General features: G+C 59.8%; 19 protein-coding genes. 8 read left to right on the top strand and 11 right to left on the bottom strand.

Going from position 1 to position 26671, the window contains the following annotated elements:
* Window positions 1–8 precede the first annotated feature (8 nt).
* From ADB08_RS02150 to infC, 4 genes are all read right to left on the bottom strand, one after another.
* Window positions 9–839 (bottom strand): TrmH family RNA methyltransferase, encoded by an 831-nt coding sequence (locus ADB08_RS02150; RefSeq protein ID WP_049170369.1) that lies wholly within the window; start codon window positions 837–839, stop codon window positions 9–11.
* Between the two features lie 183 nt (window positions 840–1022).
* The gene (gene rplT, locus ADB08_RS02145; RefSeq protein ID WP_016422904.1) at window positions 1023–1406 is read right to left on the bottom strand and encodes a 50S ribosomal protein L20; all 384 of its coding nucleotides are present in this window, start codon (window positions 1404–1406) and stop codon (window positions 1023–1025) included.
* A 78-nt stretch (window positions 1407–1484) separates the two neighbouring features.
* On the bottom strand, window positions 1485–1679 hold the full coding sequence (rpmI, locus tag ADB08_RS02140; protein ID WP_005511726.1) for a 50S ribosomal protein L35: 195 nt from the start codon (window positions 1677–1679) through the stop codon (window positions 1485–1487).
* A 76-nt stretch (window positions 1680–1755) separates the two neighbouring features.
* The gene (infC, locus tag ADB08_RS02135; protein ID WP_172954614.1) at window positions 1756–2307 is read right to left on the bottom strand and encodes a translation initiation factor IF-3; all 552 of its coding nucleotides are present in this window, start codon (window positions 2305–2307) and stop codon (window positions 1756–1758) included.
* Between the two features lie 412 nt (window positions 2308–2719).
* Between infC and ADB08_RS02130 the strand changes: the two genes are divergently transcribed.
* A complete protein-coding gene (locus ADB08_RS02130; RefSeq protein ID WP_049170366.1) occupies window positions 2720–5170 on the top strand; it encodes a DUF2339 domain-containing protein in 2451 nt (816 codons plus the stop codon).
* A gap of 1 nt (window position 5171) precedes the next feature.
* Here ADB08_RS02130 and uvrA read toward each other — a convergent pair whose 3' ends face one another.
* A complete protein-coding gene (gene uvrA / locus ADB08_RS02125; protein ID WP_049170364.1) occupies window positions 5172–8024 on the bottom strand; it encodes an excinuclease ABC subunit UvrA in 2853 nt (950 codons plus the stop codon).
* Window positions 8025–8163: 139 nt separating this feature from the next.
* On the opposite strand from uvrA, the gene ADB08_RS02120 reads away from it, so the two are divergent.
* From ADB08_RS02120 to ADB08_RS02105, 4 genes are all read left to right on the top strand, one after another.
* The gene (locus ADB08_RS02120) at window positions 8164–8871 is read left to right on the top strand and encodes an MBL fold metallo-hydrolase (protein WP_053087300.1); all 708 of its coding nucleotides are present in this window, start codon (window positions 8164–8166) and stop codon (window positions 8869–8871) included.
* A 189-nt stretch (window positions 8872–9060) separates the two neighbouring features.
* Window positions 9061–9930, top strand: a complete 870-nt coding sequence (locus ADB08_RS02115) for a DoxX family protein (protein ID WP_049170361.1) — start codon at window positions 9061–9063, stop codon at window positions 9928–9930.
* A gap of 134 nt (window positions 9931–10064) precedes the next feature.
* The gene (locus ADB08_RS02110) at window positions 10065–12566 is read left to right on the top strand and encodes a HelD family protein (RefSeq protein ID WP_053087299.1); all 2502 of its coding nucleotides are present in this window, start codon (window positions 10065–10067) and stop codon (window positions 12564–12566) included.
* 34 nt (window positions 12567–12600) lie between these two features.
* On the top strand, window positions 12601–13695 hold the full coding sequence (locus ADB08_RS02105) for a DNA glycosylase AlkZ-like family protein (RefSeq protein ID WP_065421639.1): 1095 nt from the start codon (window positions 12601–12603) through the stop codon (window positions 13693–13695).
* 84 nt (window positions 13696–13779) lie between these two features.
* Here ADB08_RS02105 and ADB08_RS02100 read toward each other — a convergent pair whose 3' ends face one another.
* Window positions 13780–14220 (bottom strand): universal stress protein, encoded by a 441-nt coding sequence (locus ADB08_RS02100; protein ID WP_005511992.1) that lies wholly within the window; start codon window positions 14218–14220, stop codon window positions 13780–13782.
* A gap of 132 nt (window positions 14221–14352) precedes the next feature.
* Window positions 14353–16485: an excinuclease ABC subunit UvrB gene (uvrB, locus tag ADB08_RS02095; protein ID WP_016422912.1), complete on the bottom strand. Its 2133-nt coding sequence runs from the start codon at window positions 16483–16485 to the stop codon at window positions 14353–14355.
* Window positions 16486–16883: 398 nt separating this feature from the next.
* On the opposite strand from uvrB, the gene ADB08_RS02090 reads away from it, so the two are divergent.
* The 3 genes from ADB08_RS02090 (at window position 16884) to ADB08_RS02080 (ending at window position 19871) form a co-directional block, all read left to right on the top strand.
* Complete coding sequence (locus ADB08_RS02090) at window positions 16884–17768, top strand: type IV toxin-antitoxin system AbiEi family antitoxin domain-containing protein (RefSeq protein WP_049170353.1); 885 nt, start codon at window positions 16884–16886, stop codon at window positions 17766–17768.
* A gap of 94 nt (window positions 17769–17862) precedes the next feature.
* Window positions 17863–18552 (top strand): hypothetical protein, encoded by a 690-nt coding sequence (locus ADB08_RS02085; protein ID WP_224783711.1) that lies wholly within the window; start codon window positions 17863–17865, stop codon window positions 18550–18552.
* 104 nt (window positions 18553–18656) lie between these two features.
* On the top strand, window positions 18657–19871 hold the full coding sequence (locus ADB08_RS02080; RefSeq protein WP_049170351.1) for an aminotransferase class I/II-fold pyridoxal phosphate-dependent enzyme: 1215 nt from the start codon (window positions 18657–18659) through the stop codon (window positions 19869–19871).
* Here the strand turns inward: ADB08_RS02080 and coaE are convergent.
* From coaE to polA, 4 genes are all read right to left on the bottom strand, one after another.
* Window positions 19804–20445: a dephospho-CoA kinase gene (gene coaE, locus ADB08_RS02075; protein ID WP_049170349.1), complete on the bottom strand. Its 642-nt coding sequence runs from the start codon at window positions 20443–20445 to the stop codon at window positions 19804–19806. The two genes, ADB08_RS02080 and coaE, sit on opposite strands and share 68 nt — an antisense overlap.
* 33 nt (window positions 20446–20478) lie before the next feature.
* A complete protein-coding gene (locus ADB08_RS02070; protein ID WP_370550221.1) occupies window positions 20479–21588 on the bottom strand; it encodes a glutathione S-transferase family protein in 1110 nt (369 codons plus the stop codon).
* Between the two features lie 378 nt (window positions 21589–21966).
* A complete protein-coding gene (gene rpsA, locus ADB08_RS02065) occupies window positions 21967–23430 on the bottom strand; it encodes a 30S ribosomal protein S1 (RefSeq protein ID WP_005510285.1) in 1464 nt (487 codons plus the stop codon).
* Between the two features lie 282 nt (window positions 23431–23712).
* Window positions 23713–26343, bottom strand: a complete 2631-nt coding sequence (gene polA / locus ADB08_RS02060) for a DNA polymerase I (protein ID WP_151011022.1) — start codon at window positions 26341–26343, stop codon at window positions 23713–23715.
* Between the last annotated feature and the right edge of the window lie 328 nt (window positions 26344–26671).

Genomic DNA, 26671 nt, shown 5'->3' with positions numbered 1-26671 from the left:
GAGGTTTCCTACTTACCCCGAACCGTCTCCCACAGGCACATGGCCGCTGCGGTGGCGAGGTTCAACGACTCCGCCTCGCCCTTAATCGGGATGGCCACACTCGCCCCCGCCGAGGCCGTAATCTCCTCCGACAGGCCATGTGCTTCGTTGCCAAAAAGCCAGGCGACGGGACCGTCGGGAAGCGCATCAACGCCGAGTGTGAGAGCGCCATCCATCGCCGTGGCGAGGGTGGCAAAGCCCGCTTCCCTGACTCTCTCCACAACGACATCGATATCGCGCTCGCGTGCGACCGGTGTATGGAAAACAGACCCCGCAGAGGAACGCACGGCCTTCGAGTTCAAAGGGTCAACCGAATCGCCAGCAAGGATAACCGCGCCAGCTCCGAGAGCATCAGTCATACGCACAATCGTGCCGACATTACCCGGGTCATTGCACTCCACCGGAATCACCAAACAGCCGGACTGCTTTCCAACCTCAATGGCCTCTTCCAACGAAGTGGACACCGCATTGGTGTCGCAGACGGCGAAGAGTCCGGTGGTGGTGACAGTTTCGCTCAAAGAGCGGGCGGCGGAGTCGTCGATAAGCGAAACAGACTTACGCTGCGTCCCAGATTCGAGATACCCCGTGAGCAGCTCTCGGAACTGCTCGGCGGCGGCAGCGGTGACGAAGATTTCCACGACAGCCTCTGCGCGGATAGCTGCATCGACGGAATTGAAGCCTTCGATGAGGAAGCGACCGGCCTTCTTCCGCTTGGCCGCACGGTGGAGCTGAATAGCCGCCGAGACTCGCGGAGTGCGAGGAGTAAACGGCTCGTCGTTGAAGTACAGCGCAGAGTTCATAGTGATTAATCCTAGTGATGCGGCTCGGGATTCATAACCGCCAGCAGGCCAGTGCGGATACGAAAAACCACCGCCGAGGTTATTCGTTAACCCAATCGACGGTGGTTTTTCAAAGATGTTGGCAGGCGCACTGCCGGTCGCAGGCGCTTGCCAACGCTACGTACGAGTTACCTCGTAGCTGCTTTACTTAGCAGCAGGAGCGTTGACGTCCTCCGGCAGAGCGTCCTTAGCGACCTTGACCAGAGCAGCGAATGCCTGCGGGTCGTTGACAGCCATCTCAGCCAGGTTCTTACGGTCAACCTCAACGCCAGCCAGGTTCAGGCCCTGGACGAAGCGGTTGTAGGTGATGTCGTTAGCGCGGGCAGCAGCGTTGATGCGCTGAATCCACAGACGACGGAACTGACCCTTACGGTGGCGGCGATCGCGGAACTCGTAGGTCTTGGAGTGGAGCATCTGCTCCTTGGCCTTGCGGTACAGGCGGGAGCGCTGACCACGGTAGCCCTTTGCGGAATCGAGAACTTCGCGACGCTTCTTCTTAGCGTTAACAGACCGCTTCACACGTGCCACGGTGATACTTCCTTTTCGTTGTCTTTAAGAACTAGTGAAATTAAGAGGGCGATTGCCCCTGGGACGAGGCTTGAAAAATTAAGCCTTGCCCAGCAGACGCTTGACGCGCTTGACGTCCGACTTAGCAACGTCCGTGGTGCCCTTCAGGCGACGGGTACGAGTGGACGGCTTGCCCTCCAGGAGGTGGCGGCGGTTAGCCTGCTCGCGGCGCAGCTTGCCGGAACCGGTAACCTTGATGCGCTTTGCGGTGCCCTTGTGGGTCTTCTGCTTCATGTTAAAACTCTCCCCTACCGATCTTTGACGCTCGTGGCGCAAAAATCTCGTTTACAACCATTTCTGGTCAGGTCGGTTACTTCTTACCCTTATTCCGAACCGGCCCCAGGACCATAGTCATGTTGCGACCGTCCTGCTTCGGGCGAGACTCGACAATGCCGTACTCTTCGACATCGGCGGCCAGACGCTCCAACAGGCGGAATCCCAGTTCTGGACGAGACTGTTCACGGCCACGGAACATAATCGTGACCTTGACCTTCGAACCCTTCTCCAAGAAACGAACAACGTTGTTCTTCTTGGTTTCGTAGTCGTGGTCATCAATCTTCGGACGGAACTTCTGCTCCTTGACCACAGTCTGCTGCTGGTTCTTTCGAGCCTCGCGTGCCTTCTGGGCTTGTTCGTACTTGAACTTGCCGTAGTCCATAATCTTGGCGACCGGCGGCTTTGCTCGCGGAGCAACCTCAACCAGGTCAAGGTCTGCTTCGTAAGCGAGCTTGAGTGCGTCACCGGTGCGGACAACGCCCACCTGCTCACCATTCGGTCCTACAAGGCGGACTTCCGGTACTCGAATATCCTCGTTAATACGAGCTTCAGCGCTGATGTGGCCTCCTAGGTTGAACCTGAACAATCTTCGTTTCAAACCGCGATAGCAAGCGGGAAAGGAAGAAAAGCCACGCGTCTACAGCGGATTACTACACACTGTATAAGGACGCCTTCCAATCGTGCGATGTGACATCACCGATTAGGGTGGACCCCGGCGCTACCGTAATTCTTTGGCGCACCTAGGGTGGGACTTAAATCCTCTTCGCTGCCGAATGCAACTAAATGCTCCCCGAAGGCAGCAAGCATCGCATTCTGGCGGTCGTAGACGAGATGTTAACACAGCTGTTCTCGCATACCAAAACCGGCTCTCACTCCGGGTTATTCACCATCGGCACCCGACGCGATACCAAGCGTCAAAAAAATTGCAATCCGAATTGTAATCAGATTGGTAGATTCTCTCCATAGTTTTTAGGCCAAACACGATTAAAGTCGTCACCATGAATACTGGCTCCAACGGCTTTGGCCCTAAAGCCGAGAACACCGATCCTAATCAGCATTCCGCCCGATACGACAAGCCACCGACCGGCGATTTTGTCCTGACCGGCGACTCCGTCTCAGAGCTTTCCCATGCTCTGGCAGATTTGGAGGCCAGCTCGCTTCGGCTGGCTCAGCTCACCCGTACTTGGCAGGTGCGCCTTTCTCAGGCAAGCGGGCAAGCGCCGACTGGACCGCACGCGCCTCACACTACGGGAGCGGAATCTGCGCCGGTACCTCAAGCGCCGCCCCATGCTGCACCTCAAGGGGCACATCAACACAATCCGCAACCGCCGCCAGCGCCCAGTCCGCCACTAGAGCAGGCACCTCCTCCCCGTTGGGAACCGCAGGCTGAGCAGACGCTCGCCACACCGCAGTATCCCCAGCAGTCTCAGCAGATACAGGTGCCACCACCGCCAACACAAGCGGACTGGCGGAATCAACCAGCTCCCCTGCCACAGAGCGACGCAGCTGCGCAGCCGATGTTTGGCTTCCCCTCTGCCCACCAATGGCGGCGGGATTCGAAGTCGCCGCAGTCTTCTCCCTCGCCACAGTCTTCTCCCACAGACTCCACCCCGCCACCGAAGCTGCCAGAGGCACCGCGTGAACCTCGCGAGCCCTGGTGGCGCAACGAGAAGGCAATCATCAGAATCATCGCCATCTTCGGTGGTCTCATCACCGCTGCCGGTATCGCATTTTTCGTCGCGGTCGCAATCCAATCCGGCCTGATCGGACCGGCCGGTCGTGTGGTCCTGGCTTACTTGTTGGCCGCCGTGCTCGCGGTCGCAGCTGTGCGAGCGCACCGTCGTCAAGCACCGCCTGCTGGCGTGACGGCGTTGATTGCGACATCACTAGCCGCTGCGCACCTGACAACGATGTCGATGTCCTACCTCCTCGACTGGATTCCGGTGGCGGCGACGCTGGTCATCATGTTGCCTTTCGCTGCAGTCGGTCTATACGGCGCGCGGTGGACGAAGTCGAGTGCAACCGCGGCGTGGACAATCACAATCAACACCGGATTAATGCTGTGGGCGACGATCGGCCTCAACTTCCACGCCCGCCCGCTGAGCTCCTCGCTCGCGCAAATCACCCTTCAACTGATGGTCATCGCCGCTATCGTCTGCCTCCTGAACGTCCCCTTCCGGAAGTACGTAGTCGCATTCCTGCTCGGCGCAAACGTTCTCATCGGCGTAATCACGACCAACAATGCACTGGTGATGCCCGCAATCGCCGCACTCACCATTGCCCTTTTCGCGTTTGCCCAGTTCGGCCCGCTGGCGTTGGCTCGCCAACTCACTCCCGAGCTTGACGACGAGCCTTCGGAAACCAGCACCTGGGAAGACGATCTGGTCACCATCACGTCAGTAGTTGCCTTCTCGACTCCGGTTGTAGCTGCAGTCCCAACGGTCAACGCCACACAGTCCACCTCCAGCCTCTGGTTGCTGTTCTACGGCGGATTCGTGCTGTTCATCGCAATTGCTGCAGTATTCCTTTGGAACCGTGCCATCTTCCGCTATCTCGCACCATTGGCCTTGGCCACGGCAATTCTGCCCTGGCTAGCGCTCGCGGTGGCAGGCCCAGAAAGGAGCTCAGGAGCCGATACTGGAACCCACACTTGGGGTCTCATCCCAATCTCCATCGGTGCCGCGCTCTTTGTCTGGGCGCTGGCCACAGCACCGAAGCACGGCGCGATTGGCGCACGACTACAGGCTCCTGAACCAACCCGGGATGCCGTGGCACCATATACAAAGATTGCGGCACTGACCTGGCTGCTCGGCGCAACGGTAGTACACCTCTACATCCTGCCCGCAGCGTTGAATGCCGGTGCTGCGGCTGGCTACTCGGCAACGTGGGCAGAAATGCTTTCGCTGTTGTTCCTGTTGTGCGCCGACATCGGCCTGGCCGTGACGGCAGCGAGGTCGCAGCTACCGCCAGCTTTTGCACTGATTGGCCTGGCTGCACTGGGTATGCCATTTATCGTGCTGCTCACGACTATTGGCGTGAGCTTCAACGCCGCACACATGTTGCTGAGTATTTTCTGGGCCACGATTGCCGGCATGCTGGTGCTATCGAAGAGGTTCCACCACATTCCGGCGCGACTGGCAGCGGGTTTGACGATTGCGGCGCTGTCTATCGTCAAGCTGATCTTCTACGACATGGCAACGCTCGATGGCGTTATCCGCGCCTTGGCGTTCCTCGGCTGTGGTCTGATTCTGCTGGCCATGGCGGTCTCCGGGGCGAAGCAGAAGAGTGCCGAGGAGCCGGCGGCACCGGACTGTGACGGCACCGCCAGCGATACTGACGCTGCCGGCGCGAGCGGCGCAGCAGATGCCGACCCCGCTGCTGACAGAATGGAAGGCATCACCCGCACCGACGGCCCTGGAATTTCCGACGGAAACGAGCCGACTACCTAAGCTACTTAAGCAGCGGCTTCAGGTACTGGCCAGTGTGGGAACCGGAACAGTTCGCGACGTCCTCCGGCGTGCCCTCAACAACCACGGTGCCACCGCCGGAGCCGCCCTCCGGCCCCATGTCGATAATCCAGTCCGCAGACTTGATGACATCCAAATTGTGCTCAATGACAATGACGGTGTTGCCCTTGTCCACCAGGCCTTGCAATACGAGCATCAGCTTGCGAATGTCCTCGAAGTGCAGACCCGTTGTCGGCTCGTCCAAGATGTAAACGGTTCGACCATTGGAGCGCTTCTGCAGCTCACTGGCCAACTTCACACGCTGAGCCTCACCACCCGAGAGCGTGGTCGCCGCCTGCCCGAGGCGGACATAGCCCAGGCCGACGTCGACAAGCGTATTGAGATAACGCGCAATCGACTGAATCGGCTCGAAGAACTCCGCTGCCTCGGAGATGGGCATGTCCAGCACCTCAGCGATGGTCTTGCCCTTGTAGCGAACCTCCAGCGTTTCGCGGTTGTAGCGCGCGCCATGGCAAACCTCGCAAGGCACGTAGACATCCGGCAGGAAGTTCATCTCAATTTTGATGGTGCCGTCGCCCTTACACGCCTCACAGCGACCGCCCTTGACGTTAAAGCTGAACCGGCCCGGCTTATAACCGCGAACCTTGGCCTCTTGCGTCTCTGCGAAGAGGTTGCGGATTTTGTCGAACACGCCGGTGTACGTCGCTGGGTTGGAACGCGGGGTGCGACCAATCGGCGACTGGTCAACCTGCACCAGCTTGTCCAGCTGATCCAGCCCCTCCACGCGGCTGTGACGTCCCGGCACCTGACGAGCACCGTTGAGCTCATTGCTCATCACCTTGGCCAGAATTTCGTTGACCAAGGTGGACTTGCCTGAACCGGAAACACCCGTCACACAGGTCAACACGCCGAGGGGGAACTTCACGTCGATCTTCTTCAGGTTGTTTTCGCGAGCGCCCTTGACCGTCACCATGCGCGATTTATCAATCGCACGCCGGTTCTCCGGCACCGCCAACACCCGACGACCCGAGAGGTACGCACCTGTCAGCGACTCTTCGCAGTCAACAATGCCCGACGGTTCGCCCTGGTAGACGATCTGTCCACCGTATTCACCGGCCTTGGGCCCAATGTCGACCAGCCAATCGGCCTCGCGAATCGTCTCCTCATCATGCTCGACCACAATCAGCGTATTGCCCAGGTCGCGCAGGTTCTTCAGAGTCTTGATTAGACGACTGTTATCGCGCTGGTGAAGACCAATCGACGGCTCATCCAAGACATAGAGCACGCCGGCGAGCCCCGAGCCAATCTGGGTGGCCAGACGAATTCGCTGCGCTTCGCCACCGGACAGCGTGCCCGCCGAACGCGACAGGGACAGATAGTCCAGCCCCACATCCAGCAGGAACTTCAGACGAGCCTGCACCTCACGCAGAACGCGACCGGCAATCATTTCCTCGCGCTTGCCCAAAGTCAGCGAATTCAGGAATGCCGAGCCATCGTGGACCGACAGCTCTGTGAGCTCGGCGATATTCTTCTGCCCGAACTCCGCCGAATCCAGCGTCACCGAAAGAATTTCTGGCCGCAGACGCGTGCCATTACACGCAGGACACGGCACTTCACGCATGTACCCCTGGAAGCGATCCTTCTGAGAGTCACTCTCTGCCTGCGACAGCTTGCGGTGCAGGTACGGCATCACGCCTTCAAACGGTGCGGTGTACTGGCGAGTACGGCCGTAGCGATTTCGGTACCGCACCGTGACCTTGTGGCTGGAACCATGCAGCAGGGCCTTGCGCTGCGGCGCTGTGAGATCTTCGAAAGGCGTGGTCGGGTCGAAGCTCATCTCGGTAGCGAGCCCTTCGACCAACTTTTCAAAGTACTTCTTGTTCAGCGTCTGTCGCCACGGCGCAATAGCCTCGATCGTCGGCAGTGACGGATCTGGAATGACCAGGTCCGTGTCCACCTCCAGCTTGGTGCCAATGCCGTCGCACTCCGGGCAGGCACCGTACGGCGAGTTAAAGGAAAACGACCGTGGTTCCAGCTCATCGATAGCAATGCGGTGCCCATTCGGGCAGGCCATCTTTTCCGAGAATCGCTGGGTACGACGCGGGTCATCTGCCTCTAGCCCGACTGCGTCGATGACCACGACGCCGTCGGCAAGCAGAAGCGCCGTTTCGACGGAATCGGTGAGCCTGCGCTGCTGCGACTCCTTCACCTGGAGGCGGTCAATAACCACGTCAATGTCATGCTTGACCTGCTTCTTCAGCTTCGGCGGATCCGTTAGGCGATGCATTTCGCCGTCGACGATGACACGCGCGTAGCCCTCAGATGCGAGGCGTTCAAATAGGTCGACGAATTCACCCTTGCGCGTGCGCACGACGGGTGCGAGGACCTGGAATTTGGTGCCCTCCGGCATTTCCATGACCTGATCGACGATCTGCTGTGGAGTCTGTGAGGAGATTACTTCCCCACAGGTCGGACAGTGCGGAGTACCGGTGCGCGCGTAGAGAAGACGCAGGTAGTCATACACTTCAGTGATGGTTCCGACGGTCGAGCGCGGGTTGCGGTTCGTCGACTTCTGGTCGATCGACACCGCCGGCGAGAGCCCCTCAATCATCTCTACATCGGGCTTTTCCATCTGCCCCAGGAACATGCGCGCATAGGAGCTCAGCGACTCCACGTAACGGCGCTGGCCCTCGGCGAAAATTGTGTCAAATGCCAGTGACGATTTACCCGACCCCGACAGACCGGTGAAAACCACCATCTTGTCTCTGGGCAAATCGATGTCAACACCCTGCAGGTTATGCTCGCGGGCGCCTCTGACCACTAGACGTTCAGCCACAGTGGGAAACCTCAATTCGTCGACGATTCACTGCCGACTAGTCTACAGCCCATAACCAATTTTTCGCACATGTGTTCAGAGACTCGTGGTTACGTTGCGCTCCTAGCGCGCCGACAGACACCTCATTACCCTGGGGCGCATGAACGACGACATTACAATCAGCCCCTACTCCAACTCGCCGAGCACGCGCGGCGTTGAGCGCATTGACTACGGCAATGTCACTATTTATAAGACCTCCGTCGGACCGATGGACAACAACGTCTACCTTTTGGTCGACTCCCGCGAGCCCGACAGTTCTCTACTTATCGACGCCGCCACCGACGCCGAGCACCTAATCCGCCTGGTTGAGCACGTCGGCGCGCAGGTGCGCACGATTGTCACCACGCACTCCCACGGCGATCACGTTCAGGCGCTCGGCGAGCTCCTGCAGTCATTCCCGGCCCGCCACATCACGTCCAGCCTCGACGCTGCCGACATTCCCGAGCCCGCCGACCAGCAGCTCGACGGCGGCGAGACCATCACGTTCGGCGAGGACATCACGCTGCCCACGTTCATCCTTCGCGGACACACCAAGGGCGGCCTCTGCCTCGACCTGTCCGCCAAGGAAGCCGGCGCGCTTTCCGACGACACCCCGTCACACCACCTCTTCGTCGGTGACAGCATCTTCCCAGGCGGTGTCGGCAAAACGTACTCGCCCGAGGATTTCACGCAGCTTATCGACGATGTCGAGAGCCGTGTCTTCCGCGTCTACCCCGCCGACTCGGTGATTCACCCCGGCCACGGCAAAGACACCACAGTTGGTGTCGAGAGCCCCGAGGTGGAGAACTGGCGCCAGCGGGGCTGGTAGTGCTGGATAAGTGTGGTTGGTAGCACTGGATGAGCGTGGTTCGTAGCGCTGGATGCAGTCGCAGCGTCTGAAAAACTCGCCATTCCCACGACATAAATAGGCCAGGCTGCGTAGGATTAATAGTGAATTACAGCGACCAGGTGGCCAAAAACACGGTTTCACCTGGACGACAAAGGAGATGGAATTTAGATGATTCGCAAGTTTGCCCGACCAATGCTGGCCTCGGTTTTCGTTGCCGACGGTGTCGACACGCTGATGAACCAGAAGGATCATGAAGAGGGCGCACGCGACCTGATTGCCCGCGTCCGCTCCGTAACCCCGAACCAGTACAACAAGTACGTGCCAAATAGCGAGAAGCTGGTTGTTCAGGCCGTCGCTGGTACCAAGGTTGCCGCCGGTTCCCTCTACGCTCTGGGTAAGGCCCCACGTCTGTCCGCCACGGCTCTGGTCGCTGCACAAATTCCGACGATGCTGGCTCGCCACGCATTCTGGGAGACCCAGGACTCGAAGGAGAAGGCGGCTCGCCGCACTGGATTCCTGACCGACATCGGTCTGCTGGGTGGCCTCTTCCTGGCTACCGCTGACACCGACGGCAAGCCGGGTGTCGCTTGGCGCGCTGAGAAGGCTGGCAAGCAGCTGAACAAGAAGGTTCAGGCTGCCCTGCCGACCAAGTCTGAAACCGAGCAGCGCACTGAGGAAGTCAGCGCAGCTTTCGCTTCCGCCGGCGAGAACGTCCGCGAAAAGGCCGGCCTGCTCCGCGACCGCGCTTCTGAGGCCACCGATGGGGCTCGTGAATACGTCGAGGACAACAAGGACGGCTGGCGCGAGCAGCTCACCGGCGCCTTCGACACCGCTAAGAGCTACGTCGAGGACAACAAGGACGACTGGATTGCCAAGGCTAGCGAGCTCGCTGAGGACGCTCGCGACTACGCCGAGGACCTGGGCAAGGATCTCAAGAAGGACACTCGCAAGCAGCGCAAGGAACTGCGCAAGCGCGCAGCCAAGGCTTCTAAGGAGGCCAAGAAGTCTGCAAAGAAGGCGCAGAAGCGCCTGCAGTAAGTTTGCTGCCGCAGTTAAAGCGGTATACTTAAACGCTCCCCACGCCACGACGCGTGCGGGGGCGTTTTCATATTTTTATATTCATTCAGCACATCAATTAGCACTAGTTTTAACGAACTGTTGAGGAGACCAGGTTGGCGTCGCGCGCATCCGAGCCCGGGCAGGACCAGACAGGCCACACTGGCCGCACTGGCCAGGCAGGTCTGCCGGACCAGGCAAGTTCAGCACCACAGCGAGAAGAAGAGAGTACCCTCGCTGCAGAACAGGCCTACGTCAATCGCGCGTTCAGCTTCCTCGACCGGGCACGCGAGCGCGACCAAGAGTACCTGCGCCAGGTCATGCTCATCGACGACCCGGACCCGCAAGCCCGCGTTGAACGCGAGGTGGAATACCACCGACTACAGGCTAACCTGGACCGCTACCGCTCAGCCGAGATTGGCCTGGTCTTTGGTCGAATCGATATCGATGACCCAGACCCCGACAATCCTTTGGCAGAGGAAGGGCCGGGGGCGACCGTCGATAAGCGATACATCGGGCGAATCGGCCTGTCCGATGAAAACGACGACTACCGCACGGTCATCATGGATTGGCGTGCCGATGGTGCGCGCCCGTTTTACCTGGCCACGACCGCGCATCCCGAGGGAGTCAGCCTGCGTCGCCACCTGCGCACGCACGGCCGGAAGGTCCGCAGCATTGACGACGAATGGCTCTCCGGCGAGGAAGACGACAGCGCACACGAGACCGAAGTCGAGGCTGGTGTCGGTGGCGAATCGGTGCTGCGCGAGGTCATGAATCAAGCGCGCACCGGCCATATGCGCGGCATTGTGGAGACCATTCAGCGCGAGCAGGACCTCATCATCCGCGATTCCACCCGCGGCACCCTGGTCGTCCAGGGCGGTCCCGGCACGGGCAAGACGGCGGTGGCGCTGCATCGCGTCGCGTGGCTCCTCTACACCTACCGCGATCAGCTGGCGAAAACCGGTGTCCTCATCATCGGCCCGAACACGACCTTCCTCGACTACATCTCCCGCGTGCTGCCGAGCCTCGGCGAAACAGGCGTGGTGCTGACCACCATCGCCGATCTCTACCCCGGCGTACGCGCGTCCGACGCGCTTATCGACGGGCACAACCCCGAACCCCTGGTTGCGCAGGAAGTTAAGGGCTCGATTGAGATGCTCACTATCCTGCGCGAAGCCGTGCGGGCCTACCAGGAGCTCCCCGCGGAGTCGTTTGAAGTCCGTAACGACAACATCATCCTGACCATCACGCCAGAGATGGTGAAAGCCGCGCGAACGCGTGCGCGGCGGACTCGTAAACCACACAATCTGGCACGTCCGATTTTCCGGGATCACGTGGTGGAACTCCTGGCCGCACAGATGGCCGAGGTCATTGGCGCCGACCCGCTGGGCGGCGAAAACCTGCTGTCCGTGACCGACGTTGCCGACCTGCGCGACGAAATTGACGAATCCGGAGCAGTCGCCGACATCCTCGACGAGCTGTGGCCCGCACTCACACCCGAGCAGGTGCTGTCGGAACTGCTGAGTTCCCGCGAGGCCATCGACTACGCCGCCAGCGATTACGACGAGCTGACGCGCGAGGCTCTCTACCGGCCGGAAGGCACCGACTGGATGCCTTCCGACGCCCCGCTTCTCGACGAGCTGGCGGAGCTCCTCGGCCCGGTTGGTGAAGCGGAGACCGATGACGAGAATTGGCAGGCCCGCGTCGAGGAGGCGCAGGGCGCGTTGGATACCCTGTCCAGCTCTGCGTCCCAGGACCTTGACGACGGCTTCGAGGCCGAGATTCTATCTGCGTACGACGTCATCGATGCCGAGGCACTGGCCGAACGCCACCGTGAGCGCGACCTGCGATCCACCGCCGAGCGGGCGGCGGCGGATCGCCTGTGGGCCTACGGCCATGTCATCGTCGACGAGGCGCAGGAACTCTCCGCGATGGCCTGGCGCATGCTGCGCCGCCGCAGCCCCAACGGTTGGATGACCCTCGTCGGCGACGTGGCCCAGACGGGCTCACCCGCAGGTGCCGCGACCTGGGATGATGTGCTGGAACCCATCATCGGCTCGAGGTGGCATCTCCACGAGCTGACCGTCAACTACCGCACCCCAGCTGAGGTGATGGAGGTTGCCGCCAGCGTCCTGGCTGAGATTGATTCGGAGCTGGAGGCGCCGCAGTCGATTCGCGCGACCGGCCGCAAGCCTGTCCAGGCCCGCACCGTGACGGAGGCGTTGGCACATGTGGAGCGGGTTGCACAACCGGATCGCCTGGTCGCTGTGATCGCGCCCGCCGAGTTGCTCGAAGCCACGCGCGCGGAGGTGCGGGATTTTCTCGGTGGTGGAGCTGATGGAGATGGTGACCCTGATGGTGCTGGCGGGGCTAGTGCCGCCGATGACGCACCTGCTACTCGCCCCAGCAAACTCACCAACTGCGCGGTCTACGACATCACGACCTCAAAAGGCCTGGAATTCGACGAGGTCATCGTCGTTGCGCCCGACCAGATTGTGGCGCAATCCCCACAGGGGCTACAGGACCTGTACGTTGCACTGACTCGTGCGACCCAGGGGCTAATTGTTGTGGCGCCTCAGCAGTCGAGCGTTTTGCCGGAGCTGCAATGGTTAGAATGACGAGGATAGTGCCGTACAGAATGAGTGAGACATTATGTCCCAAAACTATCTACCTCAGCTAGCTGAACTTCGCGCACGCCGTCTCATTGCCCAGGGGTTAGCTGCAAGTCAAGCACGCAGCGATTGGAATACAAACCTCAACTCGCCTGCATTATCAGCAACGCATGGCATGGTCGCTCTACAAGGGCAGAATTATTCGAACGGTGTTAATGCCATCGCCCTACGCAGTGGCAGCACCACCGACGATGTTTTAGCAGCCATTTCTTCTTACGACATCGTTCGCTGTTGGTCTCAACGAGGCACCCTGCACTTTGTTTCAGCGCAAGACGCGGGAGCAATTATGAGGTTGACGAATCCGCGCATCGAAAAGGCAGCAGCAAGACGTCGTACGACACTCGGGCTTTCTCAAGATGATGTGCAGACCGCAAGGGCAGCATTTCATTCCGAATTGCGCTCACGTGGCCTGTCCGACCCGCTGACTCGGACTGAAGCCTATGAGGTTTTCGCAGATCATGGAATAGACCCCACGGAACAAAGAGGTCCTCACCTACTGCGCACATTCGGCGGCGAAGGCGCTGTCGTCCAAGGGCCACGAAAAGGATCCGAAGATACCTTCGTCCTGCTTGCCGACGTAACTTTCAAAGGCGGCCTCTCAGCAAATACCACGGAGGGCTCCAGCACAGAACACTCAGCTGAATCCACGCTGGCCGACATTGCCTGGCGCTATGTTAATTCCCGCGGACCTATCTGTGTAGCTGACTTCGCGTGGTGGCTGGGGCTGACGAAAACTCAAGCGAAAAAGGCCTTTAAGCTTATCGACCACTTAATAGCTCCTTTCTCCCTCGATTCCTCTGCCTCTCCGCACACGCCAACTGACACAGAATTCACCGGCGAAGGACTCGCACAAAATGAGTACTTCATGCCGGCATGGCAGCAGAACGTAGCTGAGGCCGAGCTTGAAGCCGCGCTTTCACTGACGCTTCGACTGCCCGCTTTTGACGAGTACCTCATGGGCTATGGCAGCCGTACCGAAGTTCTTCCTGAATCCCTTCGCAACCAGGTCTTAACCAGAAACGGAATTAGCTGGCCTTTTGTAGTTGAAGAAGGGGTTATCACCGGCCGACAATAGAAAAACCGGCACCTCAACTAAGAGATGCCGGTTTAAAACGAAAGCTAAATTGTTAGCTGACGGTCTTACTAGCTCACCGTTTTGTTAGCTCACAGTGTGAACAATCATGACGTCACAGTCCGACTGACGAGCAACATCAGCCGGCACGGAGCCCAGCAGACGACCAGTCAGCGAGTTAATACCGCGGTTGCCAACCACCAGCAGGTCAGCGCGACGGTCAGTGACCAGAGACATCAGAGCCTCAACCGGGGAGCCGGAACGAACCTCGGTCTCAACCTTGGTAGCGCCGACGGCCTCTGCGGCCTCCTTAGCAGCAGCCAGGTTCTTCTGAGCCGGGTCATCACCGAGGACCTGAACCGAATCCTGGCGCAGGGTCTTGGACGCATCCTCTGCAGTCTCGTAGTAAGCGCAGCCGATAACCAGGGTGGCATCGAAAGCCGCGGCAATCGAGGCAGCGCGCTCTACTGCGAGCAGCGACGACTTAGAACCATCCGTGCCGACAACAATGGTCTTGTAATCACTCATGAAAACTATCCCTCACTGTGGAAGTTGCATTAAAACAGTTCATCGTGCGTAACGCCGTCGTTGCCCCGAACCCACTGGCCAGAGCCACTTTCGCGAATACACTGTTTTACTTCCCACAACAGTAGCAAAAAACTACTCGACACCGGCCTCAATCATCCCCTTAAGTTCCTTCTTGAGGTCGAAAATCTCATCGCGCAAGCGCCCCGCGAGCTCGAACTTCAACTCTCGCGCAGCCGCGGCCATCTGCTCCGACAGGTCCGCGATAAGCGCCTCGAGCTCCGCCCTCGGCATCTGCTTACCGCTAGCACCATCGGCCGCGCCCGAGCCGTCGGCACGCGAGAGCAGCGCATCAGCGGCCGCACCGGTCTTGCCTTCGTAATCGGTGTCAGCGTTGTCGTAGACCTGATCCAGAATGTCCGCGATCTTCTTGCGCAGCGGCTGCGGATCGATGCCATGCTCAGTGTTGTAAGCAATCTGCTTTTCGCGGCGGCGCTCCGTCTCGTCGATGGCGAACCGCATGGAATCGGTGATCTTGTCGGCGTACATGTGCACCTCGCCGGAGACGTTTCGCGCGGCACGACCAATCGTCTGAATCAACGAGCGCTCCGAACGCAGGAACCCCTCCTTGTCGGCGTCGAGGATTGCCACCAGCGAAACCTCGGGCAAGTCCAGCCCCTCGCGCAGCAGGTTAATACCGACCAGCACGTCGTACTCGCCGAGACGCAACTGCCGCAGCAGCTCAACGCGTTTGAGCGTATCCACATCCGAATGCATGTACCGCACCTGCACGCCATTTTCGAGCAGGTAGTCGGTCAGGTCCTCCGCCATCTTCTTCGTCAGGGTGGTCACGAGAACGCGCTCGTCACGCTCGGTGCGCTTTCGGATCTCGCCGATCAGATCATCAATCTGCCCCTCAGTAGGCTTAACGACGATCTTGGGGTCCACCAGCCCAGTCGGACGAATGACCTGCTCCACATACTCTCCACCGGTCTTTTCGAGCTCATAGTCACCCGGCGTTGCGGACATGAACACGACCTGGCCCACGCGGGCATCGAATTCGTCGAACGTCAGCGGGCGGTTATCCAGCGCCGATGGGAGGCGGAAACCGAAGTCGACGAGGTTGCGCTTACGGGAAGCGTCGCCCTCGAACATGCCGCCAATCTGTGGCACGGTGACGTGCGACTCATCGATGATGGTGAGGAAGTCCTCCGGGAAATAGTCAATGAGCGTCGCGGGGGCCGAGCCCGGCGCGCGACCATCGATGTGGCGCGAGTAGTTCTCAATGCCGGAGCAGAAGCCGACCTGTTCAATCATTTCGAGGTCGTACTCCGTGCGCATGCGCAGACGCTGTGCTTCCAGCAACTTGCCCCGGTTTTCCAGATCCGCCAGGCGTTCGGCGAGTTCGGCCTTGATGTCCGCGACGGCCCGTTCCATGCGCTCCGGGCCGGCGACGTAGTGCGTAGCAGGGAAAATGCGCAGCTCCGGGACTTGGTCGATGACGTCGCCCGTGACTGGATTGAGGTAGTACAGCGAATCAATCTCGTCGCCGAAGAACTCCACCCGCACGGCCTTTTCTTCGTAGGCCGGGATGATGTCGACCACGTCACCTTTTACTCGGAAGGTGCCGCGGGTAAAGGCAATGTCATTGCGGGCGTACTGAATGTCCACCAAAAGGCGCAGGAACTGGTCGCGGTCGACTTCCTCGCCCTCCTTCAGCCACACCGAACGGTCGAGGTATGACTGCGGGGTACCCAGGCCATAGATGCAAGAAACAGAGCTGACGACGACTACGTCGCGACGCGACAGCAGCGCTGAAGTAGCCGAGTGGCGCAGGCGCTCCACGTCCTCGTTGATGGAGGAATCCTTTTCAATATAGGTATCGGTCTGCGCGATGTAGGCCTCGGGTTGGTAGTAGTCGTAGTACGAAACGAAGTACTCGACCGCGTTGTTTGGCAGCAGGCTGCGGAGCTCATTGGCCAGCTGGGCCGCAAGCGTCTTGTTCGGTGCCATGACGAGGGTTGGCCGCTGCACCTTTTCGATCAACCACGCTGCGGTGGCTGACTTACCGGTGCCCGTGGCACCCATCAGGACTACCTCGCGCTCGCCTCTATCTAGGCGCTCCGACAGTTCCGCGATTGCCTGCGGCTGGTCGCCCGAGGGCTCGAACTCGCTGATGACCTCGAAGTTTCCCTCAGCGCGCTCGACTTCACCGACGGGACGGAACTCCGAGTGCGCGAGGACGGGTTGCTCTGCTGCAAATGCCATAGTTCCCAGCGTAGCGAAGGCTGTCTTGAAAGCGGCTGGTTACGTTACTTCCTGGGGCTTTGGGCTGTCCAGGGCTGGGGCCCAGGGGCTTAGGAGCGGCTGTCGAGTTCCGGACCAACATTAAAATCGGCACAGATTTGGACAAGGCTGGCATAAAGTCGCTGCCAGGCCAGCAAAGGCGGGTTCCGCTTCACCAGCTGGCCCTTAGTGCGCATGGACTGACTCCTGGTGAAGCGCAAGCCGTCTTATCGATGGTCCGCGGCTGCGGCTGCGAGGCTGCAAGGCTGCAAGGCTGCGGGAGGCCTGGGTTATCCACACCCTGAAAGTTGTCCACAGATTGGACGTGGAGCCTCTCTCACAGAAAATCCCCTGGGCCGAAAAAGCTTAGAGTCCCGACCATGGGAAGTTTCACCACGGCCGAGTTGCGTGCACTCGGCATCGGAGAGAAAAAGACCAGAGCCCTCCTACAACAAGGCAGGCTAACTAAATTGGTACGGGGCCTCTACATTGACGACCACTCTCCCGCCTCAGTCGCCCGAGCAATCACGGGGCATTACAAAAGCATTGCGCTAAGCGGTAAAAGCGCAGCTCAAATCCACTTGAGACTTCCCCTGACACTTCCTATCCAGGCAGAGGGCGCGGGATCAGTTCAGGCCGAGACCTTCTCCATTAGGCACAGCCGCCTGCCGGCCTGCACCAGAATCGATGGCATACCAGTTGTCGAAGCCCTCTGGGCAGCACGCGCTTCAAAAGACTATGCACACAGAATCCTGGAAACACACTACGCCGGCCGGGACGGCGAGAAGCGACTCAACCACGACCTCAGCCGGATGCGGAAGGTCCCTGCATGGCTGCGTGAAACCATCGCTACCACGCCGATTGGCTCATGCAGCGAACTCGAGCGCAAGCTGGCCCGTCCACTAATCAAGCGCGGGTACCGCATCCGAATGAACCAGTACATCGGCCCCTACTGCTTCGACATCCTGCTTGACCAGTGGAAAATAGCCATCGAAGTTGACTCAGAGAAGTACCACGCCAACGAGGACTCGTTCATCACAGATCGCTGGAAGACCAACTCCGGCACGCTGCACGGCTGGATAGTCCTGCGGTTCACGGACTCATGCATCAATTGGAATCTCGACAGCGTCCTCGACGAGATCGAGCAGGCAATCCGATGGGTACAAAAGCGCCGTCCCCGCGTGGACTATAAACCAGGATGGCCTGCCTGTCAGAAAGTTTGGGAATGGAATCCAACGGTTGGCTACGCCAATAAGCAGCGATAAACAGCCGATATCGCAAAATAAACCGCCATCCATTTGCCGAATTGTTATTTATTTTGTAATGAAAACTGCCCGCACAGCAACTAGCCTGGCGCCTATGAACACCTCGCGCCGCACACCAGTCCACACGCACGCTACGACTCGCCCAGGTTCCACCACTCGAAAAGCAACCTCACACCGAGCCCTTGTGGCCGGTATCCTCGCCACCACCGCATTGGCTTTCACCGCCTGCTCAACACAGGAAACCGAAGCAGCGTCCGAATCTGCTACTCCGGTTGAAACCACCACCGTTACTCAGCCCGAGGATGGCGTATCTGACAAGGGTTCGGGCAACACGCCTAACCCAACCGGTTCCGCACCGGACCAGGGAGGCGACACAACGACGGCGGAGACTGGTGGCACGTCGACGTCGTCAAGCGAAAGCGGCGACAACGGCGACGGGAGCGAGCTTCGTCAGGACATGACCGCTGAGATCTACAACAACCCCTCGCCGGGATCCACCTTCACGGCGGCGGGCGAACAGGCAACCACCTGCATCTACGGCGATGGGTACGGCCTCAACCTCATCGCGGCGGGGCCAAACACCAGCTGCGACTTTGCGAAGGCCGTATTCAACCAGCAGACCGAGGGGCTTAACGCCTCGGAGGACAATATCCGCGACCGCCTGCAGCCAAACATCAAGGCCAAGAGCCCCGCGACCGGGAAGACCTACGACCTCAGCTGCAGCACACAAGACGACGTTGTCGTGTGCACCGGCGGCAACAACGCGAAGATTTACATGTACTAGCGCACCAGGTGGCGGTCGGCAGTCGGTGCAACTGCTGGCCGCCAGCCGCGATTCGCCGATGGGGAATCGCAACAAGCCCGCAAACTCCCGCCTACAGTGAAACCATGACAGTTTCCCGCTTGCGCCCCTTCGGCGAGACCATCTTCGCCACCATGTCCCGCCTCGCTACCGAGCACGAGGCGATCAATCTTGGACAGGGCTTCCCGGATTGGGATGGGCCGGACGAGGTGCTCGCGGAGGCGCGACATCAGATAGCTGGAGGAAACAACCAGTACGGCCCCGGCCGCGGCATGAAGGTGCTCCGCGAGGCTATCGTCGCCGATCGCGCCCGCCGCACGGGGCAGGTCTACGATGCCGACACCGAATGCCTCGTCACGGTCGGTGCCACGGAGGCGATTGCCGCCACCACCTTGGGGCATCTCGAACCCGGCAGCCACGTCATCGTCATCGAGCCGTACTACGACTCGTACAAAGCCGCCATCGCACTGGCTAACTGCACATATACCGCGGTGCCGCTCATCCCCGCAGCTTCCGGCACGGCACGCTCCTGGTCGCTCGACCGCAGCGCGCTTGCCGATGCCGTCACCGCCAAAACGGCCATGATCATCATCAATTCGCCGCACAACCCCACCGGCACCGTCCTCGCGGACGAGGACTTGCAGGCCATCGCCGATGTCGCCATCGCAAACCATCTACTCATGCTTGCCGACGAAGTCTACGAACGCCTGTACTTCAACGGATTGTCACACTCTTCCATCAGCGCTCTGCCCGGCATGCGCGAGCGGACCATTGTCGTGTCCAGTGCCGCAAAAACCTTCAACGTCACCGGCTGGAAGATTGGCTGGGCGCTCGCCCCGACTGAGCTACTCGATGGCGTCGTCAAGGCCAAGCAGTTCTTGAGCTATGTCGGCGCCACTCCCCTTCAGCCCGCAGTCGCCCGTGGCCTGCAGGAATGTGCCCCATGGGTGGACGAGCTGGCAGGTCAGCTCGAGGGCAACATGCGGCTCCTCGCCGAGGGCTTGGAGGGCCTTGGCGCCGATGCCTTCACGCCGCAGGCAGGGTATTTTGTCGTCGCCGATGTCTCGAGCTGGGGGCTTGGCGACGCCCTGGAGACCTGCACCCGCCTGGTCAAGGAATGCCGCGTCGCAGCCATCCCCGTCACCGCTTTTGTGGATGACCCAGAGTCAGAAAAGTACCGCTACCTGGTGCGGTTCGCTTTCTGCAAGCGCGCCGAGGTGATTGAGGAGGCTATCATCCGGCTGCGGGATTATCTTGCTGCCCGGCCTGCAGCTGGCGAATCTGATTCAGCGGCTGAATAATCCGCTCCCAAATCCGGTCGACCTGGCGCACGAGGTCCTCCTCGGTGCCTGAGTTTTCCAGAACCACGTCGGCGAACTGCAGGCGCTTGTCATCGCTGATTTGCTTAGCGATGCGCTGCTTCGCATCCTCTCGGTCTACACCGCGGCTTTCCACCAGACGGTCGAGACGGACCTCCACCGGGGTATGCACAACTACGACGAGGTCCTGTGCTTCCGACTGCCCCATTTCAATCAACAGCGGAGAGTCAAAAACAATGATGGCGTCACCTGCCGCGTTGAACTGCTCTTCGGTGCGCTGCTCAATACGCGGGTGAGTGATGGAGTTCAGCAGCTCCGTCTTCTCCGCGGATACGAAGGCCCGCTTCGCAAGCTCGCCGCGGTTGAGGGAGCCGTCGTCAAGCACAATGCCCTCGCCGAAAGCTTCGGCGAGTTCGGCCAGCGCCGGTTCGCCGGGTTCGACGACGTCACGAGCAATCTGATCAGCGTCGATGATGACGGCACCGAGCTCGGCGAACCTACGGGCGACCGTAGATTTTCCGCTGCCCATGCCACCGGTTAGTCCTACTTTGAGCATGTCTCTAAGGGTACGTGGACACGCCCCGGCACGTTAGTGCTTTACGACGAGATCCTCGATGCGGTGGCCCTCTTCGACGGGATCCGGGTTGACTGGGGTCGGCGCGGTGCCGTTACCGAATGGGCTGCCGCCAAGGGCCTCACGGCCGTGCGGCTGGAGCAGGTCGGAAAGCTCCGGGCCCTTCGGGACAATACCTAAGGGATTGAGGTCGCGGTGGACCTCGTAGTAGTGGCGCTTGATATCGACAAAGTCAGTGGTGTCGCCGAAGCCCGGAGTCTGGAAGAGATCACGCAGGTAGTTGTATAGAACCGGCATCTCGGAGATCTTATTCCGGTTGCACTTGAAGTGGCCGTGGTAGACCGCATCGAAGCGGATGAGGGTCGTGTAAAGGCGAATGTCGGCCTCAGTGATGTGGTCGCCCATGAGGTAGCGGCGGGTCTCTAAGCGCTCAGATACCTTGTCTAGGGCACTGAACAGTCGGTCGTAAGCTTTGTCGTAGGAGTCCTGTGAGCCCGCGAAGCCGCAGCGGTAGACACCGTTATTGATTTCGGTGTAGATGAACTGCATAAGCTCATCCATTTCCGCACGCAGCTCCTCCGGGTAGAGATCCGGGGCGCCGTCACGGTGAAACTCGGTCCACTCGGTAATGAAGTCCAAGGTGATCCGGGGGAAGTCATTGGTCACGACCTCGCCCGACTCGATCTCGACGATGGCCGGAACAGTAATGCCACGCTGGTAGTCCGGGAAACGCTTGAGGAATGCCTCCTGCAGGCGCTCGTAGCCGAGTACTTCATCGCGGCCACCTGGGCCTTTGTCGAATGTCCAGGAGCGGGCATCGTGCACTGGCCCTGGAATTCCGACTGAAATTGCATCTTCCAGGCCGAGCAGCCTGCGAACGATAAGTGTGCGATGCGCCCACGGGCAGGCGCGAGCTGCAACAAGGCGGTAGCGACCGGCTTCAACGGGCCACGTCTTAATTCCGTCGCCTACCTCGCGACCGTTCTTAACAATGCGGTCGTTGATATAGCGGGTGTCGCGGTTAAAGTCCTTGCCCTCCTGGGAGTACACACCACCGGTGGAGTGGGAGGAATCCTCTACCTGGTTAGCGTTATCTACCTGCTTGGCTTCGTCCTTTGTTGTCATGTCACCAATCATATGGGCAGAAAGATAGGCTGTCAACGGCAGTAAAGACCGCCAGAGCCACCAAAATCGACAGGGCCACCAGGACATTAGAGTCATTAGGGCCATTAGGACGGCTTGCGCTTCGCCAGCAGCCGGTTACTGTGCAGCAAACTACTTCTGGTGAAGCGTAAGCCCGCCCTAGGCAACAGCGGTGCCCCCTTCATGGCCCAAAGCTCCATCACCCGGACCAAAGATGCAGCAAGCCCCCAAGCCGCCGCTATAAGAACAAGGCCGAGCAGGTGCCCGTCGTAAAGCAAAGAAGGCACGAAAAAGCCCCAGCGAGGAAAACCTCGCCGGGGCGATTTCTCAAAGGGACGTATAAGCCCTTAGCGGCCTAGCTTAGTTGCCAGCCAGCTTCTCGCGCAGAGCAGCGAGCTGCTCGTCGGAAGCCAGGGTGCCGCCTGCGTTGTCTGCAGCCGGTGCGGCCGGAGCAGCCGGAGCTGCCTCGCCGGACTCGGAGGAGTAGTTCGAAGCGGTCTCTGCAGCCTCGGCAGCTGCAGCGCGGTGACGCTCGATCTGGGCAGCGTGCAGCTGGTGGTGACGCTCTGCCTCTGCGTAGCGAGCCTCCCACTCGGCGCGCTGAGTCTCGAAGCCTTCCATCCACTCGTTGGTCTCCGGGTCGAAGCCCTCCGGGAAGATGTAGTTGCCCTGCTCGTCGTAGGAGTCGCCCATGCCGTACTTGGTCGGGTCGAACTCTTCGGTGAAGTCCTCGTCAGCCTGCTTGAGGGACAGGGAGATACGACGACGCTCGAGGTCGATGTCGATGACCTTGACCATGACCTGCTCGTCGACGGAGACGATCTGGTCCGGAACGTCGATGTGGCGGGAAGCCAGCTCGGAGATGTGAACCAGGCCCTCGATGCCCTCCTCGACGCGGACGAACGCACCGAACGGAACCAGCTTGGTGACCTTGCCCGGAACAATCTGGCCGATTGCGTGAGTGCGGGCGAAGACGCGCCACGGATCTTCCTGAGTAGCCTTCAGGGACAGGGAAACGCGCTCGCGGTTCAGGTCGACCTCGAGAACCTCGACGGTGACCTCGTCGCCAACCTGGACAACCTCGGACGGGTGGTCGATGTGCTTCCAGGACAGCTCGGAAACGTGAACCAGGCCGTCAACACCGCCGAGATCGACGAATGCGCCGAAGTTGACGATGGAGGAAACGACACCCTTGCGGACCTGGCCCTTCTGCAGCTGGTGCAGGAACTCGGAGCGGACCTCAGACTGGGTCTGCTCGAGCCATGCACGGCGGGACAGAACGACGTTGTTGCGGTTCTTGTCGAGCTCGATGATCTTGGCCTCGATCTCCTGGCCGATGTACGGCTGGAGGTCGCGGACACGACGCATCTCGACGAGGGAAGCCGGCAGGAAGCCGCGCAGGCCGATGTCGAGGATCAGGCCGCCCTTGACGACCTCGATGACGGTACCGGTAACCGGCTCGTCGTTCTCCTTGAGCTGCTCGATGGTGCCCCAAGCACGCTCGTACTGAGCGCGCTTCTTGGACAGGATGAGGCGGCCTTCCTTGTCTTCCTTGGTCAGGACCAGCGCGTCGATCTCATCGCCAACTTCGACCACTTCGTCAGGGTCGACATCGTGCTTGATGGACAGTTCGCGGGAAGGAATGACACCTTCAGTCTTGTAGCCGATGTCGAGAAGAACCTCGTCGCGGTCAACCTTAACGACGGTGCCTTCAACGATGTCACCATCGTTGAAGTACTTCATCGTCGAGTCGACAGCGGCCAGGAAATCCTCAGCGGTGCCAATGTCGTTGATGGCAACCTGAGGGACGTTAGAAGTGGACATATAAGATGTGCTCCGAAGCGGATAGAAATCGAAAAACGGACAATTTCGGCCTTGCCCCTCAAAGAAACCCCTGGACAACCGGGCCAAATCCGCTTTCGGCGAATCTCACCATTGGCAATTAGTTAACCCGATGTCCATGAAGCTCGAGGCTGCAAAGTCGGCACGCTAATGCATACCTAGCGAACAATACCGATTTGAGCTGCGACATTCAAGTCCGCAACACATCCGCGGCAAGCCCGCATCAAGTCCGCCGACCAGCACTACGGCCCGACCTTCGCACCACTAATGCGCAGCAGTATCCCAGTTCACACCAGCACCGATAGAAACATCCAACGGCACCAACAATTCAGCCGCCGAGTCCATCTCGCGATGCAACAGCTCCTTGATGGCTCCCTCTTCCCCATCTGCAACTTCAACAACCAGTTCGTCATGAACCTGCAGGAGGACACGTGAGCGCAACCCGCCCCGTCGTAAAGCATCGTCGACCCGGAGCATCGCAATCTTAATAATGTCTGCCGCCGACCCCTGAATCGGCGAGTTCAATGCCGCACGTTCCGCGTTATCGCGAGCGATGCGGTTGTCGGCGTTGAGTTCCGGCAGGTAGCGACGACGATCGAACATCGTGGCCGTAAAGCCGTCCTTGCGCGCCCGCTCAACAACCTTGTGCAGGTAATCGCGCACGCCACCGAAGCGCTCGAAGTAGTCCTCCATGAGCTTCTTCGCCTCGCGCTGCGGAATGTCGAGCTGCTGCGCCAGACCAAAAGCACTCAGACCATAAGCCAGTCCGTAGCTCATCGCCTTCACACGACGACGCAGCTCGGGCGTGACCTCATCGATGCCGACACCGAAAACCTTCGAACCGACGTAGTTGTGCAGGTCCTCGCCCTGGCGGTAGGCCTCAATCAGCCCCGGATCCTGCGACAGGTGCGCCATCACGCGCATCTCAATCTGCGAGTAGTCCGCGGTGATCAGCTGCTCATAGCCATCGCCGACCACGAACGCCTCACGAATCCGTCGCCCGAACTCCGTGCGCACCGGGATGTTCTGCAGATTCGGCTCCGTCGACGACAGACGCCCCGTCGCCGCGACCGTCTGATTAAAAGTCGTATGAATACGGCCATCATCAGCGACAGCCTTAATCAGCCCCTCCACGGTCGACTTCATCTTCTGCGACTCGCGAAACTTCAGCAGGTAATCCAGGAACGGATGCGGGTTGACCTTCGCCAGCCCCTCAATCTCCTTCGCCGCCGTGGAATAGCCAGTCTTCGTCTTCTTTGTCCTGGGCATCCCCAGCTGGTCAAACAGGACCTCTTGCAACTGCTTCGGCGATCCGAGATTCAACTCAGGCTTATCGACGAGGTTGCGAGCCTCACTCTCCGCTTCATCGGTAGCCGCCTGCGCCTGCTTTCGGAGCTCCTCGAGCGCATCAACATCGACAGCGATACCGGCACGCTCCATCCGACCCAGCACTGGGGCGAGCGGGACTTCCAGGTCGGCGTACACACTGTAGAGCCCGGCCTCGTCGAGTTCGACAGCCAATCGCTCAGCCAGGTCGATGACGGCGGCGACATGGGAAGCGTCTTCGGTCGGGCCATCGAGCAGGGTCATCTGGCCATCGGCCTGCGAAAGAGTCTGGCCCAGGTGACGCTGGACGACATTGTCCAAGCTGTAGCTGCGCTGGCTTGGGCGCAGCAGATACGCAGCCAGGAAGGTGTCGTGGATGACCCCTGTCAGCTCGAAGTCGTAATTCCAGAGTGCATGCATGGCCGATTTAGAGTCATGCACCAACTTCGGATGGTCGCCAGCGAGCCACTCGCGCAGTGCGTCAGCATCTTCAGTGGAAAGCCCGCCCAAGTCGAGAGAAACAGCCTGGCCGGAGGTCTTGCCTTTCTCATCGGCGGAGCCAATCATCAGAGTGTGCTCCCCGACCTGCAACGCGGCCGGCTCGTGCAGATCATCGAGCCAGGCAGCCAGGGCGCCGTCGTCAAGCGAAACAGCCTCGAGCTTTGTCGCGCTGTCGCTGGTGGAGGCGGTGACGCCCGCGCCTTCGATGGAAAGGGTGCGGAAGACGCGTTCGCGAAGGTTGTCGCCGAATTCAAGGCGGTCGAAGAAGTCGATGATGCCCTGGGCGTCGGCGGGACGGAGCTCGAGCTCGTTCGGACCATACGGCAAGGGCAGGTCCTTGACCATTTCGGTGATGTCGCGGTTCAGCTGGACGTTTGCGACGCGCTCGCGGAAGTTATCGCCGACTTTGCCGCGGATTTCGTCAGCGTGGTCGATGAGGTTTGCCAGCGTGCCGTACTGAACGATCCACTTCGTCGCGGTCTTCTCGCCGACCCCCGGAATGCCCGGGAGATTGTCGGAGGGGTCGCCGCGGAGAGCCGCGAAATCCGGGTACTGAGTCGGCGTCAGACCGTACTTCTTCTCGATAGCAGCAGGCGTGAAGCGATGCAGCGTGGTGACGCCGCGCATTGGATAAAGCACCGTGGTGGTGTCGTTGACCAACTGGAACGAGTCACGGTCACCGGTGACGATGAGCGTTTCGAAACCCTCGGGCTTGGCCTGGGTAGCCAACGTCGCGATAATGTCGTCGGCCTCGTAGTTGTCCTTCTCCAGCGTGACGATGCCCATCTCTTTCAGCACCTGCTGAATAAGCGGCACCTGACCACGGAATTCCTCAGGAGTCTTCTCACGCTGAGCCTTATACTCCGGGAAGATCTCGTTGCGGAAGGTCTCGCGGGCGACATCGAAGGCGACCGCCACGTGCGTGGGCTTTTCCTCGCTGAGGATATTGGACAGCATAGAAAGGAAGCCGTACACCGCGTTCGTTGTCTGACCACCGGTGGTTGAGAAATTATCCACCGGAAGGGCAAAGAACGCGCGGAAGGCCATGGAATGACCGTCGATAAGCATGAGGGTCTTCTTCATGACATCCCAGTGTAGGAAAATATTGAACAGCGTAGGAAAACTGAGATGCGCGCTGAGGAATCGCGAGCTGCGGAGGATGAGCTGTTGGCCGGTCAGCTTCAGTGAACAATAATTACGGTAATCAGGCTGCATTTTGAAACGGATTCAGCAGCCCCTTAGTCCACCTGAACAGTGATTCGCAAGAGTGAGCCTCTCGAGCGTCGCTTGGCACCTGGTTTCAGTTTCCGAAATGCTGTAATCCAACTTTAATATTCGCCTTATTTTCCTGGAGTTTTTCCATATTTTCCAGCGATTGTTCAACAGCATGCACGGA

The sequence above is a fragment of the Corynebacterium sp. 239_CJEI genome, from assembly GCF_001055995.1.
Classification (GTDB): domain Bacteria; phylum Actinomycetota; class Actinomycetes; order Mycobacteriales; family Mycobacteriaceae; genus Corynebacterium; species Corynebacterium jeikeium_D.
This window is presented reverse-complemented; position numbering and strand designations above follow the sequence as displayed.

Bases quoted from the DNA above. Each gene is read 5' to 3' on its own strand.
- ADB08_RS02150 (WP_049170369.1), bottom strand. From the start codon at position 839: ATGAACTCTGCGCTGTACTTCAACGACGAGCCGTTTACTCCTCGCACT.
- rpmI (WP_005511726.1), bottom strand. From the start codon at position 1,679: ATGAAGCAGAAGACCCACAAGGGCACCGCAAAGCGCATCAAGGTTACC.
- ADB08_RS02130 (WP_049170366.1), top strand. From the start codon at position 2,720: ATGAATACTGGCTCCAACGGCTTTGGCCCTAAAGCCGAGAACACCGAT.
- ADB08_RS02120 (WP_053087300.1), top strand. From the start codon at position 8,164: ATGAACGACGACATTACAATCAGCCCCTACTCCAACTCGCCGAGCACG.
- ADB08_RS02115 (WP_049170361.1), top strand. From the start codon at position 9,061: ATGATTCGCAAGTTTGCCCGACCAATGCTGGCCTCGGTTTTCGTTGCC.
- ADB08_RS02105 (WP_065421639.1), top strand. From the start codon at position 12,601: ATGTCCCAAAACTATCTACCTCAGCTAGCTGAACTTCGCGCACGCCGT.
- ADB08_RS02100 (WP_005511992.1), bottom strand. From the start codon at position 14,220: ATGAGTGATTACAAGACCATTGTTGTCGGCACGGATGGTTCTAAGTCG.
- uvrB (WP_016422912.1), bottom strand. From the start codon at position 16,485: ATGGCATTTGCAGCAGAGCAACCCGTCCTCGCGCACTCGGAGTTCCGT.
- ADB08_RS02090 (WP_049170353.1), top strand. From the start codon at position 16,884: ATGGGAAGTTTCACCACGGCCGAGTTGCGTGCACTCGGCATCGGAGAG.
- ADB08_RS02085 (WP_224783711.1), top strand. From the start codon at position 17,863: ATGAACACCTCGCGCCGCACACCAGTCCACACGCACGCTACGACTCGC.
- ADB08_RS02080 (WP_049170351.1), top strand. From the start codon at position 18,657: ATGACAGTTTCCCGCTTGCGCCCCTTCGGCGAGACCATCTTCGCCACC.
- coaE (WP_049170349.1), bottom strand. From the start codon at position 20,445: ATGCTCAAAGTAGGACTAACCGGTGGCATGGGCAGCGGAAAATCTACG.
- ADB08_RS02070 (WP_370550221.1), bottom strand. From the start codon at position 21,588: ATGACAACAAAGGACGAAGCCAAGCAGGTAGATAACGCTAACCAGGTA.
- rpsA (WP_005510285.1), bottom strand. From the start codon at position 23,430: ATGTCCACTTCTAACGTCCCTCAGGTTGCCATCAACGACATTGGCACC.
- polA (WP_151011022.1), bottom strand. From the start codon at position 26,343: ATGCTTATCGACGGTCATTCCATGGCCTTCCGCGCGTTCTTTGCCCTT.